General features: G+C 45.9%; 8 protein-coding genes. 3 read left to right on the plus strand and 5 right to left on the minus strand.

Annotation, left to right across the window (positions count from 1 at the left end; genetic code table 11):
• Positions 1–190: 190 nt before the first annotated feature.
• Complete coding sequence (locus GWO68_RS13710) at positions 191–634, plus strand: QcrA and Rieske domain-containing protein (protein WP_162347032.1); 444 nt, start codon at positions 191–193, stop codon at positions 632–634.
• 118 nt (positions 635–752) lie between these two features.
• On the plus strand, positions 753–1670 hold the full coding sequence (locus tag GWO68_RS13715) for an NmrA family NAD(P)-binding protein (RefSeq protein ID WP_162347033.1): 918 nt from the start codon (positions 753–755) through the stop codon (positions 1668–1670).
• Between the two features lie 311 nt (positions 1671–1981).
• Here GWO68_RS13715 and GWO68_RS13720 read toward each other — a convergent pair whose 3' ends face one another.
• The gene (locus tag GWO68_RS13720) at positions 1982–4945 is read right to left on the minus strand and encodes a M16 family metallopeptidase (RefSeq protein ID WP_162347034.1); all 2964 of its coding nucleotides are present in this window, start codon (positions 4943–4945) and stop codon (positions 1982–1984) included.
• Between the two features lie 52 nt (positions 4946–4997).
• A complete protein-coding gene (locus GWO68_RS13725) occupies positions 4998–6860 on the minus strand; it encodes a DNA polymerase III subunit gamma/tau (protein ID WP_162347035.1) in 1863 nt (620 codons plus the stop codon).
• A gap of 492 nt (positions 6861–7352) precedes the next feature.
• On the opposite strand from GWO68_RS13725, the gene GWO68_RS13730 reads away from it, so the two are divergent.
• Entirely contained in the window at positions 7353–10493 is a 3141-nt protein-coding gene (locus tag GWO68_RS13730; RefSeq protein WP_162347036.1) for a T9SS-dependent M36 family metallopeptidase, read from the plus strand.
• Between the two features lie 67 nt (positions 10494–10560).
• On the opposite strand, the gene cfa is transcribed toward GWO68_RS13730, so the two are convergent.
• From cfa to GWO68_RS13745, 3 genes are all read right to left on the minus strand, one after another.
• Positions 10561–11682 carry a cyclopropane fatty acyl phospholipid synthase gene (cfa, locus tag GWO68_RS13735; RefSeq protein WP_162347037.1) on the minus strand — a complete coding sequence of 374 codons (1122 nt, stop codon included), beginning with the start codon at positions 11680–11682 and terminating at the stop codon, positions 10561–10563.
• 118 nt (positions 11683–11800) lie between these two features.
• The gene (locus GWO68_RS13740; protein ID WP_162347038.1) at positions 11801–12772 is read right to left on the minus strand and encodes a DUF3667 domain-containing protein; all 972 of its coding nucleotides are present in this window, start codon (positions 12770–12772) and stop codon (positions 11801–11803) included.
• Between the two features lie 245 nt (positions 12773–13017).
• On the minus strand, positions 13018–14658 hold the full coding sequence (locus tag GWO68_RS13745) for a catalase (protein ID WP_162347039.1): 1641 nt from the start codon (positions 14656–14658) through the stop codon (positions 13018–13020).
• Positions 14659–14838 lie beyond the last annotated feature (180 nt).

A 14838-nucleotide genomic window follows, 5' to 3' on the forward strand; every position in this document is an offset into this window, starting at 1 on the left:
GCCAAAATGTAACCTTCTTTCTAAAAAGTTATCAAAGCTGAAAAATCACCATTAATGCAGTTAATAAGCGTGTTTAGCTATTACCTGATTTATTTATTTGAGTGGGCTTTAATCCTGGTATGCGAAGCTGCGATGTTGAGGAAGGGGCCGGGCAACATAATTGATCTTCAACATATAAAGTTTTATAACGATGGATAGAAAGCATTTTATTAAGACAATCGGGATAGGTACGGGAGCCTTCCTGTTTCTTGCATGTACTGGAGGTTGCTCTTCAGACTCTGACACCCCTGCTCCAAATAACCCGAATAATCCTCCCGGCAACACTAAAGTTGATTTTACATTTGACATTACTACTGATAGTAATCTGCAAAACAACGGGTGGACTATACGCAGCGGAGCGATTATTGCAAAATCGGGTAATGACTTTCTTGCTTTCCAGTCGACCTGCACGCACCAGGGAAACCCCTTGACTTATAATGCGGGAGATAATACGTTCCCGTGTTCACAGCAAGGGCCTGATCATGGTTCAGTATTTAACGCCTCCGGGGTTAAGATTACTGGTCCGGCAATAAGGAGTTTAAAGAAATACAACACAACACTCACTGGCAACAACTTAAGGGTATTTGAAGCATAGCCATCTAAAAAAGTGCTTTAACACTTATCTGCCGCAGGTAGTGCTGGTGCTAAGATTGCGGCAGATGGTGTAACCTTTCCATCAAAAGCCTGTTACAAACCAAAGTAACTAAGCAACTATGGAAAACAATACTACTTCGGCAATACAAACACAAACTATAGTTTTGGCAGGAGCCACCGGAGATTTAGGCGGGCGCATTGCCAGGTCGTTACTTGAGAAAGGGGCTACTGTAAAGGTTCTGGTTCGGCCGGATAGTGATGCAGGTAAAGTAAACGCATTGCACAATGCTGGCGCGAGTATCTGCGCAGTAGATTTCCATAATGCTGCAGAATTAACCAAAGCCTGCGAGGGGGCAAGTTGCGTGGTTTCGGCGCTGTCGGGGTTGCATTATGTAATAGTTGGTATCCAAACGTTGTTGCTAAATGCAGCTGTAGCGGCCGGCGTTCCCCGTTTTATTCCTTCCGATTTTGCTATTGATTTTACGAAGCTGTCTTTTGGCAACAACCGCAACCTGGATTTCCGGAAAGAATTCGGAGAGCGATTAGACAATGCTCCTATCGCTGCTACTTCTATACTTTGTGGCATGTTCGCCGATCTGCTTACCGGGCAGGCACCTATAGTTCTCTTTCCAATAAAACGAGTTATGTACTATGGCAACCCTGATCAACTGATGGATTTCACAACGATACAAAATACAGCCGACTATACTGCTGCTGCAGCGCTTGACCCAACTACACCACGTTACCTTCGCATTGCCGGCGATGTATTAAATGTCCATGGTTTGAAAGAAGCTGCCACTAAAGCTACCGGAGAGGAGTTTGGCCTGTTTAAAGTTGGTGGATTGGGCTTACTGAATACGATCATCAAGATAACAAAAGCACTTACACCTACTAGTAACGAGGTCTTTCCAGCCTGGCAAGGAATGCAGTATATGCGTGATATGTTCACTGGTTTACCAAAGCTGGAGCCATTAGATAACGACCGCTATCCTGAAATTAAATGGACAACTGTAGCCGAGGTGTTGGCAAAGCGTTAAACTTTCATTTTATTTAAACTATCCCCTTGAGGACAAGTGAGAACGGGAGTTCGAAACTTGCAACCGTAGGTTATAGGGGTGTAACTTCTGAAGATAAATGCCTACAGTTGATTAATTTGCAATTTTTTTCGCAGCAGTAAACACCCCTCTAACTCCCCTCAAGGGGAGAATCCACCCGCATAAACTAAACTTCTTATAAAACAAAAACGGCAGCCATACTTTGGCTGCCGTTTTTTATAACTTGGTTCAAGTTACTCTAAACTAACACGAAAAAATACCCCCTCCTGTTTTTAGGAGGGGGCAGGGGGAGGTTAATAGCCAAACAGTTCTTTTAACGTCAGCTGTTTCACTTTGCCATACTTCTCCAGTTCTTTAAAGTTCAGCTTGTCTTTAGAGCCAATTACAAGTATAGTTTGCGGCTGGCCTTTCACGAACTGCTGCTGGAACGCTTTGATCTGGTCCAGTGTCAGAGCATCTAGGCTTTCGTAAATATCGCGGCGGATATCGTGGTTGATGCCCAATTTGCGCGCCTGCTCATAGTTCATCAAAATACCCACTTTGTTAATGCGCTCCGTAGCGATGCTGTTTCTAACAGATGCTTTGGCGTTTGTAAAGTTGGTTTCAGCTACTGGCAAGTCGGTTAATAATTCCTGCATACCGGCCATGGCTTCCGGTAACTTATCAGACTGCGTACCGATGTAAGACATGATATAGTTGGCGCGGTCTTTCTTGCTGGCACTGCTGAAACGGGAGCTGGCAGAATAAGCTAAGGCACGCGACTCTCGCAGTTCCTGGAACACAATAGCACCCATACCACCATCAAAATACTCGTTATACAAACGTACAGTCGGCACCAGTTTCGGATCGTAGTTAAACGACTTGGTAAGGAACATAAGCTCGGCTTGTACCATATCGTAGTTCGTCCAGTATACCTGGCTCTTGCTGATGTCCTGCTCTTTAAAGGCTTTTTCAGCCGGAACCGGTTTAAGCGCAACTGGTACAATGTGGCCTTCGTTTAGCGTAGCTGTGATAGCTGGCAACTGGCGTGGGCCATAGTATAGCACACGGTGCTGGTATGTCGGGATGCTCTTGATCAGGGCTGTCAACTCAGCTGGTTTTACTTTCTTCAGTTCCTGTTCGCTTAATATGTTCGTGAACGGGTTTTTAGGGCCATACTTCGCATAGTTCACCATCGCCACACTATGGATGATGTTCTTGTTCAGCTTGGCATCTTTACGATCTTTCAGGATACCGGCCACCATGTCATCCAACGCTTGTTTGTCAGCTTTTGGGTTCTGCAGCAGGCTCTCGAACAGGGCAAGTCCTTTCTCCAAATTCTCATCCAGACCAGATAGCGATACATAGATCTGATCCTGTCCAGACGAAACATCAAATGAGCATCCTATTTTAAAGAACTCTTTCTGCAATTCTTCAGCAGTATACTTGTCAGTGCCCAGGTATTGCAGGTAGTTTACAGCCAGTCCCATTTTCAAGTCGTTGTTCGTGCCCATATCTAAAATATAGTACAGGTTAAACAGGCCGTTCTCTTTGTTCTGGGTAAAGTATACCGGAATATCAGACTTCAGTTTGCCTTGCTGTATATCCTTCTCATAATCCACAAAAGCAGGTTTTAGGTCAGATACCGGCGTAGCAGCTACCAGTTTATAGTAGTCAGATTGTGCCTCACGGTTAGCTGGCACTGGCGTAATAGCAGGTTTTTCTACTTTCTGAGAAGTTGGGTCCTGGCCGGTGCGCTTGTAGATGATCGCGTAGTTGTTGCCATAGTAGCGGTTTGCTACATCCATAACATCCTGCTTCGTTATCTTCTCAAAATCCTTGTCCTGCTTCAGGTAGTCAGCCCAATCCTGGCGTGCAATAAAGGCATCTACAAAAGCAGTAGCACGGGCGGCGTTGCTTTCGTAAGCTTTCATCTGACTGATCTTGTTCTTGTTAACTATAGCCGGAATCAACCAATCATCGAACTGACCTTTTTTAACCAGTTCAATTTGCTGTAACAGTAAGTTTTTCACCTGGTCAAGGGTCTGGCCCTGGCGCGGGTTACCTGTCAGGAAGTGGGCAGAATAATCGTTGTAGATCTCGGCAAAAGAACCGGCTCCAAGGGCAGCCTGCTTCTGGTTAATGTTCAGGTCAATTAAACCCGCCTGACCATTTGAAAGTATCTGGTTGATCATGCGCAACACCAGCGCGTCTTTCGATTTAATGCCCGGGAAACGGTAAGCCAGTAACACGCTCTCAGCATCCGGGCCTATTACTTCCTTCACTATAGGTGCAGTAATTGGCTTTTCCTGTGGAGCTGTGTAAGCCGGTTCAGGCGCTTTCTTCCATCTGCTGAAGTGCTTGTCAATCGTTTTTATAGTTTCCTCAAAATCAAGGTCGCCGCTCATGGCAATAGCCATGTTGTTCGGCACGTAGTACTTGTCAAAATACTTCTTGATCTCGGTGATAGACGGGTTTTTAAGGTGCTCTACAGTTCCTATAGTTGTCTGGGTGCCGTACTGGTGTGTTGGGTAAAGTGCAGCAAAAGCGGCTTCAAAAACCTTGTTGTCGTCAGAGTCTAAAGAGCGGTTCTTTTCTTCGTAAACAGCTTCAAGTTCCGTGTGGAACAAACGCGGGATCATCACGCCTAAACGCTCTGATTCCAAAATGGCCCATTTCTCCAGTTGGTTGCTCGGGATGTCGCCGTAATAAATAGTTTGCTCTACCCAGGTGCTCGCGTTGGAGTTTTTCATACCCATGGCAGCTACCAGTTTATCATACTCATTTGGCACCGCATACTTCGCAGCAACACCCGAAATAGAATCTATCTGGTGGTAGGTTTTTTTGCGGATGGCTGGGTCCTTCTGAGTGCGGTACTGTTCATACAGCGCTTCTATCTTAGCTAGTTCAGCCTGCTCTTTTTCCCAATTTATAGTTCCGAGTTTGCTGGAGCCTTTAAACGCCATGTGCTCCAGGTAATGCGCTAAACCAGTTGCATCGGCCGGGTCGTTTTTAGAGCCAGCTCTTACGGCAATGTAGGTCTGTATGCGCGGCGCATCTTTGTACTGCGTCAGGTATACTTTCAAGCCATTATCCAGGGTATAAATACGGGCATTCAGCGGGTCGTTGGGCGCAGTTTCGTATTTATATTCTTTCTCGGTGGTAGCTACAGCAGCCGTGTCGGTGGCAGACTGGGTCTGGTAGGTCTCGTTTTTACATTGCGTAAATGTAAGGCCAAGCGCCACCAGGAAAAGCGATAATCCTTTTCTTGTGGTCATAGTTTGTGTTAACGTGAGATTCTAACTGTAAAAGTATAGCCTCTTGCGGGGCTTAAAAGTCGGTATCTAACCCGAAACGCTGCTTTATGTCAACTATAACGGGGTACTTTTCTGCCATATAATTAAACTTGTCCTGTGATGTATACAGGCGCTTTTCATCCTGAACTTCCACTACTTCTGCCACCAGGTTTATGCTTCGGTTGCCCAGTTGTTGCCTTAACTCGGCAAGTATAGCCGGTCGCAGGGCCGAGAACTGGTCCATCATCACGTGGTTATCGAGGTGCAGGGTTACTTCGTTCTGCTCGTTTACGTGGTACTGGCGGTTCAGGAGCGTATATTCCATCATGTTCTCTTCTTTCTTCCGGCGAAGTATAGCGTGCCACGCTGTTTTCAGTTTAGCCTGGTCTACAGCTACAAAAGCCCCATAATTTACTTCCTCAGCTTCTTCGGCAGCGGTAGTTATAGTTATGGTAGCCTGTGCCTGTTGCTGTATGTCCTTCAGGCTCGGAATCTTGCTCAGCTTTTTGGGTGGCGGCATGCCGGGTCTAGCCCTGTCAGGTTCCGTTGCCGGAGGAGCTACCGGTTTAGGTGGTGCCAGATGTGCATCGGGCGTTACGACCTGCGGCTTAGGTGGTTGCTGTAATGCCTCAGATGGTATGCTTCCGGCCGGGCCGGGCTGTTGCAAACCTGCCGAAGGTATAGCTGCTGCCGGCTGTACCGGAGCAGCTGCAGTTATGGCACCAGTTGATGCGGTAGGGGCGGGTGCCGGCGCTGCTACCTTAGCTTTTTTTGATTCTGCTCCTTCCTGTGCAAAACTGAACGCTGCGTTTAAGTGCGCCATCTTCATCAGGCACAACTCTACATGCAGGCGCTGGTTTTTGCTGCTCTTATAGTGCATGTCGCAGGTGCTTACCAGGTTTAATCCTGAGAGCAGGAACGACACCGAAGATTTGGCTGACTGCTCCGCATACCTGGCTTTAATGTTATCCGAAACTTCGAGTAACTGTATCGTTGCCTGGTCTTTGCAAACCAGTAAACTACGGAAGTGCTCACCTATACCTACCAAAAAGTTATGCGCATCAAATCCATTTTTCAGGATTTCATCAAACAACAGCAAAGCACCCGATAACTTCTGGTTCAGCAGGTCGTCGGTTAACCTGAAATAGTAATCATAGTCCAGGATGTGCAGGTTCTCTACGGTTGCTTTGTAGGTTACATTGCTGCCTGAGAACGTTACCATCTGGTCGAAAATAGACAGGGCATCGCGCAGGGCTCCGTCTGCTTTTTGAGAGATCAAATGCAGGGCATCTGGCTCGGCCTGTATACTTTCTTTCTGAGCTATACTTTCCAAATGGCGAACCATGTCATCTATCCTGATGCGGTTAAAATCGAAGATCTGGCAACGTGAAAGTATGGTCGGGATGATCTTGTGGCGCTCAGTGGTGGCAAGTATAAATATGGCGTACGAAGGTGGTTCTTCCAGGGTCTTCAGGAATGCGTTGAAGGCCTGGTTTGAGAGCATGTGCACCTCATCTATAATATAGATTTTATACTTACCGGTTTGTGGCGCATAACGCACCTGCTCTACCAGGTTTCGGATATCCTCTACAGAGTTGTTGGAAGCGGCATCGAGCTCATGGATGTTAAACGAGCTGTTGCTGTTAAAGCTACGACACGACTCGCACTCGTTACAGGCTTCGGTTTCCGGGGTTATGTTCTGGCAGTTAATGGTTTTTGCCAAAATACGGGCACAGGTAGTTTTACCCACCCCACGTGGCCCGCAGAAAAGGAAAGCCTGCGCCAGGTGATGGCTACTGATAGCGTTTTTAAGGGTATTGGTTATATGGTGCTGCCCCACTACGCTGTCGAACGTGCTTGGGCGGTACTTACGCGCTGATACTACAAAATTTTCCATTACTACAAAGATAATCAATCTAAACCTCAGATGCGACGGCTTTTTATCCAGCAGTTTTCCATAGGGTTATCCACGATTTATAGCTTCATAACATCAGATGTAGTAGGATAGGTTTAATGGTTTTTAATCCGGTTTTGTATTCCAAAGGATTATACACCAATGTAAAGTACAAGAATTCTATAGTTTAGTAGGAGGCGTTAATTGTACTTATTTAATGGAGTAGAAATAATTAACCAATTTTTAAAAGCAGGAAGTTAGTAAGTGTTTTATAACTTCGGTATTAGCCTTTTTTAGAGTTTAATATATTGCAAGGTGCTTATTTTTAAATATTTACATATTTAAAAATGATTTGTAATATATTTAAATAGATTTGATTTATAAAGGCTTTGGGTGTATTTTTTTAATGTATATCTGATTATCAATAAATTGTAATATAGTGCGTATTTGATTGAATTATTTCCACAATCATTTTCACACTTTAACTTCAATTTTATGGGCACACAATTACGCGGGTACACGCGGCTGGCTATGTTTATAGTTATGCTGTTCGTAAGTATGGCTTCCTACGCACAGGGCAGTAGTCAGGCCGGGAAAAAAGAAATTCCACAGGCAGTGCTGCTGCATCTCCAGAAGAACAAGCAGAAACTGGCTTTTACCGACCAGGATATTGCTGATTTGGAACTGAATAGTGAGTCGGATAGCAAGAAAAGTGGCATGAGGCACTATTACATCAGGCAGCTTTATCAGGGTGTTGAAATTTATGGTGCTATCACGACCGTTAGTACAAGTAAGGAAGGGGAAATAATAAATATGGGTAACCGCTTCCATAAAGAAATTGGCAAAAAGGCAAAGGGCCAGGCTAACCTGGATGCAGTAGGCGCTGTAGGTGCAGCCGCCAGGTACTTAGGTATTTCAGTTAAAGAATCCCTGAGTGTGCTGAAAAAAGGCCAGGGCAGAAACAAGGAAGTTACTTTCTCAAAAGGTGGTATTTCGCTGGAGCCAATCACTGCTAAACTGGTGTATCAGCCACTGGAGGATGGCAGCTTACAGCTTGCCTGGGAAGTATCTATTTACATGCTTGATGCCATGAACTATTGGGTACTGCGCTTAGATGCCGAAACCGGAAAAGTGCTGGATAAGGATAACCTGGTAGCGCACTGTAATTTTGAAAATGACGGACCGGGAGGCAGGGCGCTTCATGAAAGCCATATGCTTAATGCAAGCTCAGCACCATATGCACCAGAGTCAAAAATCGCAGCCGCTACGCTTACTTCCAATTACTATAAAGTATACCCAATGCCCGCCGAGAGTCCTATCCATGGTAATCGGGTAGCTATCAGTAACACTACCGCAGACCCAATTGCATCGCCTGCCGGCTGGCATAGAGTAGGAACCACTACCTTTGCAACTACCAGAGGTAATAACGTTTTTGCTTACGAAGACCCGAATAATACAGGCTATGTAGGTGCAGCTCAGGAAACATATGGCTATAGCCCGGATGGTACTTCTAACCTGGTGTTCGATTTCCCTATTGATTTTACAAAGCAACCAGTAGAATATAGAGATGCTGCCATTGCCAACCTTTTTTACTGGAATAACCTGGTACACGATGTTTGGTACCAATATGGTTTCGATGAGATCAGTGGAAACTTTCAGGCTGATAATTTTGGCAAAGGAGGTATAGGAGGTGACCATGTAATGGCAGAAGCGCAGGATAGCCGAAATATCTTAACAACAAGAAATAACGCAAACTTTGCCACAACACCGGAGGGCCAGCGACCTAGAATGCAGATGTATCTCTGGAGCGGCATCCCGGATCAGGATATGTTCAGAATTACTGCTCCGGCAGATATTGCAGGTAGCTATACAGCAGTACAGGCAACATTTGGCCCAAGATTAAACTCAGCTCCGATTACCGGAAAACTAGTATTAGCTCAGGCAACGGATGCATGTGGTGCGTTGAATAACGCTGATGCTATAGCCGGCAATATAGCAGTATTGTACAGGGGTGGCTGCGAATTTGGTGTTAAAGTGTTAAATGCGCAAAATGCAGGAGCCAAAGCAGTAGTAGTTATAAATAATGCTGACGGCGCCCCAACAGCAATGGCGGTAGGAGCCACAAATCCAAACCTGATCACGATATCTTCTCTTATGGTTACTAACGTAACCGGAGCCAACATCAGAGCATTGCTGGATGCAGGCCAGGAGGTTACAGTTGCCTTGAAAGACGATGGCTCAGGCCCTGAGTTTGACGGTGACCTTGATAACGGTATTATAGTGCACGAATATGGTCATGGTATTTCAAACAAACTGACCGGAGGACCAGGTACTGTTAGCTGCCTGGGTAATGCCGAGCAAATGGGCGAAGGCTGGAGCGACTGGTTTGGCCTGATGATGACCATGAAGCCAGGGGATGTCAGCACGAACGCCAGAGGTATTGGAACCTACGCTTCTGGCCAGACAACTACAGGCAGAGGTATACGCCCTGCCCCTTACAGTACCGATTTTGCCGTGAACAACTTTACCTATGGCGCTACAAATAATACAGCTATCACGCAGCCCCACGGTATAGGGTTTGTGTGGGCCACTATGTTATGGGATCTGACCTGGGCGATGATTGATACCTATGGCTACGACGAAGACCTGTATAAAGGTAACGGAGGAAATAACATGGCTATGCAACTGGTTATAGATGGCCTTAAATTACAGGAATGCAGACCAGGTTTTGTAAACGGGCGCGATGCTATACTTAAAGCTGACAGGATTAACTATGGCGGTGCAAACCAGGAACTGATATGGAAAGTATTTGCGAAGAGAGGATTAGGCTTTAGTGCATCGCAGGGCCTGAATACCAGCAGAATTGACCAGGTAGAAGCTTTTGATTTACCAGCTACCTATGAGTGCACTATACCGTTAACCGTAGGTGCTGTAGCTACCTCTAATGTATATACAGGCGGAGTAGTAACAAATCTATACTTAGGGTATGGCCCACAGAGTGTAAGGCTGCAGGCAAGCGGCGACGAAACAAATGCCTATACCTGGAGTGGCAACGGAGCAAACAGACTAAGCGCAACAAACATTGCAAACCCGGTATTTACGCCAACTGCGGCAGGTACCTATACTTTTACGGTTAAAGCCGTAAACAGTGCCTTCTGTACAAAGTATGCGACCATTACCATCAGAGTTATGGATGTGCGTTGCGGAGATAAGAAAAAGAAAGACAAAGTGATGGTTTGCCATAATGGAGTGTCGTTGTGTATCAATACTGTTGATGTGCAGAGCCACCTGAACCACGGCTGCAGACTAGGAGATTGCGCTACTAATGTGAGTGCCACAACGGATGCAGCTTCTGAACTTAAGGTAGCAGCGGATGAAGAGTTTATACTTAGTTACCCGAACCCATTCTCTGAAAGCACTACCATCAGCTTTAAAGCCAGGGAATCGGGTCATACTGTACTTAAAGTATATGATATAACCGGGCGCGAAATAGAAACCCTGTTTAGTGGCGATGCCCAACGTGGTGTTACATACAACTATAACTTTAAGCCAGCTAACAGAGAAAGCGGTGTGTATATCTACAAAATCATAAATGGAAATACGACGCGCTCTGGTACAATGCTGTTGATGAAATAACGAATAACCACCTTTTTAAAAGCCTGGCTGTGCAAGTTGCAGCCAGGCTTTTCTATTTCAGGGCTTGCTATCTTACAGCTTTATAACCACCCACCATTCCTTGCTTGGTAAGCACCAGTTGCCATAGTTGGTTACGGCGCGCCCTGAACGAACCTGCGCTGGATAGCAGGTAATACTTCCACATGCGGTAAAAACGGTCGCCATAATCGCCTTGCAGTTGCTCCCAGTTGCTGTTAAAATTTTGGAACCAGGCCATTAAAGTGGGGTCGTAGTACGGTCCGAAGTTGTGCCAGTCTTCTGCTACAAAAATTTGCTCCATGGCGCTGCCTAGTTGTTTAATGGAAGGTATCAGGCAGTTCGGGAAAATGTAGGTATTGGTAAACGGGTCGGCGGAGGTTTGCGAAAAGTTGTGCCCGATGGTATGCAACAGAAACAGGCCGTCATCTTTCAGGCAGCGGGCAGCGGTTTGCATAAAGGTGTGGTGGTTACGGTAGCCCACATGCTCAAACATCCCTACCGATACCACATGGTCAAATTGTTCGTTTACGTCGCGGTAATCCTGCAGTCTTATTTCGATGGGCAAGCCTTTGCAAATTTCGCGGGCCAAGGCTGCCTGTTCTTCCGATACGGTTACGCCTACCACTTCAGCACCATAGTTTTCAGCAGCAAATCTGGCAAAACTGCCCCAGCCACAGCCAATATCCAACACGCGCTGGCCCGGTTGCAAGTATAGTTTCCGGCAAATCAGGTCGAGCTTGTTTTCCTGGGCTTGGTCCAAAGTATCAGCATTTCGCCAGTAGCCGCAACTATAGGTCATGCGCTTATCCAGCATCAGTTGGTATAGTTTATTGCCGATGTCGTAGTGGCGCTGCGCGTTACGGGTAGCTTTGCCTTTTGCCTGCATGTTCAGCAGTTTCGCCAGCAATACCTGTAACACCGATCGCCATCCCAACTTTGCTTTTTTGTAGAGATCAGCCCGCAGAACCTTAAACACAAACTGGTCTATACTTGCACAGTCCCACCAGCCATCCATATAAGACTCGCCCAGGCCTAAGGTCCCTTCTGTAAGTATGCGCTTATAAAAACGGTCGTCGTGCACCTGCAGGTCCCAGGCGTCAGGGCCGTTTATTTTCACATCAGCTGTGGCTAAAATAGCTGCTACCTGCTGTTGCAGACTTTGTGCGCTCATAGTTCTATAGTTAAGTATAAGTTGTTGACAACTATAAATTTATACTTTTAATAGATAGGAACGCGTGCTGCCTGTAATGGTTGAAAATAGAAGTCCCGGGGAAAAACTTCAGAACTTATCAGATCGTGTACAGGGTGGCTAAAACTACAATTAGTCCGCTTAACAGCATCAGGAAGGAATAGGCAAGAGCCAGCATCATGAACTTGGAAACTGTAGCCCAGCGCGAGCCTTTGTACGTGTTGCGCATAGACCTGTAGATGTACCATACTATAACTGAAAGGCCAAACAGCGTTATCCAGCCATCAAGAAAAGGCAGTAGCCAGTCTAAAATAATAAGTATAGAACCAAACAAAAACAGGAATGAGTGTACATGTATAGAATAGATCAGGTGTTCGGTATAAAATTTCTTCGATCTATAGTTCACCAGCTTAAGAATCAGGGCAAACAGGGGCAGCAAAATAAACATCATTTTGGGCAGATGACTTACCAGCTTATTCTTGAAAAGCGCGTTTTTTAACTTGTCATGCTTCACCTCCCTGAATTTAGTATTAAGCCCCGCGATCGGTATTTCCCAACCGCCTATTGCTATTTTATCCTTGACTTCTATATCAGCTTCGGGGTTTTTAACGGGTATAGTTTTTTTTGAGTTAGCCGAAGTATCTGTAGCTGCCTGAGCCTTGGGTACGAGGCTAAGTGTTTTTTTGCCGGTAAATTCTTCGGCTTTGCTCATTAGTTCTTCTTCAGCTTCTTTCTCTTTCAGTATATCTTTTTTGTTGTTATTGGAGTTAGCCGTAAACAGGAAAAAGAACACGATACTGATGGAAATATACATGCTGATCGGGTTAAGGTGCGAGGCGCGTTTGCCTGCAAAATATTCTTTTGTCAGGTAACCCGGCTTGGTAAGCAACGGCACCATGCTGTTAAAAAACTTCGACTCGAAATGGAAGTAATGGCCAACACTGTGGAATAACAGGTGGAAAAAGCTTTCATGCAGCTCCAGGTTCTCCTGGCCGCAGCTCGGGCAAAATTTATCTGTAACGGTAGTGCCGCAATTCAGGCAGTTGTTTTCGGAGCGGTAATGTTTTTTCATAGATAGCTTAGCATAACGGGGCTTAAAAGTAAGCAATCTGATAATCTGATGTGCGTTATAGCTAAATAAATATTCGGCAAAGCCTATGTTTTTGCTTCCGGGTGAGGAGTAATCGTAAGTTGTTCTGTAACATAGGGTAAAGCCTGCACATGGGGTGTGCTTCTGTAAAATCTAAAACCATGACCAGCTTCTGAATTGGCTGGCCACGGCTTTAGACTATAGGTTATAGTTTACGCAACTATAGCTTAGTATGGTTTAGCAGAATGCGAGGTTTTTTGGGCCTGTTTTACGCCTTCTGCGCCGGTTACATTTCCCAATGGGCCATCGGTGCCGGGCGTTTGCTTCTGCTTCATCATTTTGGTTACTTCCGCAATTTTTTCTCGCACCAGGCGGCCATAGTTTTCGTCGGCCTGGGTAAAGTATTCCAGCATTTTTTCCTGTATGCGGGTGTCGCACTTGGCCAGGTCGTTGCCGAGGTTATTTATCAGTTCTTCGCGTTCCCAGTCCTCAAAATTACGGAACGTTTCGCCGGCCTGCGCAAAGTGGTTAGTACGGTCGATGTGCTGGCGAACCAGGTTGGCTTCGTAGCGCGGCGTATAATCTTTACCAGGTTTCTGGGCCTCCTGCAAACCACCAAGTATAGACGGCTCATAGTTTACATGAATGTTCTGGCCTTCGGCAAAATCAGTATCGAAAGCCATCTGGCCGCCGCGCTGGTTGGTGGCTACGTGTGTTTTTGGCGCATTTATAGGCAATTGCAAATAGTTAGCGCCCACGCGGTACCGTTGCGTATCAGAGTAAGAGAAGGTACGGCCCTGCAGCATTTTGTCATCCGAGAAATCCAGGCCATCTACCAGCACGCCGGTACCAAAAGCGGCCAGTTCCACTTCATTAAAGTAGTCAACAGGGTTGCGGTTCAGGGTCATTTTGCCTACAGGGTACCACGGAAACTGCTCTTTTGGCCATAGTTTGGTGTCATCCAGCGGGTCAAAATCCAGTTCAGGGTGGTCGTCGTCGCTCATGAGCTGCACATTCAGTTCCCACTCCGGAAAATCGCCTCGTTCAATGGCTTCGTACAAATCCTGGGTGGCGTGGTTAAAGTTTTTACCCTGTATTTCCTGTGCTTCTTTTTGGGTCAGGTTGCAAATACCTTGTTTCATAGGTTCCCAGTGGTATTTTACCAGCATAGCCTCGCCATCGGCATTTACCCATTTATAGGTGTTTACGCCAGAGCCCTGCATTTGCCGGTAACTGGCCGGTATGCCCCACGGCGAGTACAGGAAAGTAACCATATGAGTAGCCTCCGGCGTGCCTGAAAAGAAATCGAAGATGCGTTCGGCACTTTGTATATTGGTAACCGGGTCCGGCTTCTGCGAATGGATCAGGTCCGGAAATTTCATCGCATCACGGATAAAGAAGATCTTCAGGTTGTTGCCTACCAAATCCCAGTTGCCATCTTCGGTATAAAATTTAACAGCAAAGCCGCGTGGGTCGCGCAGTGTTTCGGGGGAGTGCGTGCCATGGCCAACGGTTGAAAAGCGTACAAAAACCGGCGTTTCTTTTCCTTTCTTAAATACTTTGGCTCGGGTAAATTTCTCAACCGGGTCATTGCCAACGGTGCCATACGCCTGGAAAACGCCATGCGCACCGGCGCCACGGGCATGTACTACACGTTCAGGTACACGTTCACGGTCAAAATGCGAGATCTTTTCGATGAAGTGGTAGTTCTCCATGGTGGCCGGTCCGCGGTTGCCAACCGTCCTGATATTCTGGTTATCGGTTACAGGGTGGCCCTGGCGGGTGGTAAGTGTCCGGGAATTATCTTTTCCGTTGCCTTTATGGCCGTTTCCTGAGGTTGCAGTACGATACTTTTTGTTTTCTTTCATAACGCGTTACCGGTTGATAATGAATAAGTTTGCTAAAACGATATACTCTATCTGGTAAGGTTATGTTCATAGATTTTATCTATATATAACTTAAAATAATCTATAAAAAGATAATTTAAGTAAAACTGATGTTGGATTTAAGAAGGTGTGATGTATAAAATAACGCAAATGATAAACCTG

Origin of the sequence: Pontibacter fetidus (assembly GCF_010119545.1) — a bacterium.
GTDB lineage: Bacteria > Bacteroidota > Bacteroidia > Cytophagales > Hymenobacteraceae > Pontibacter > Pontibacter fetidus.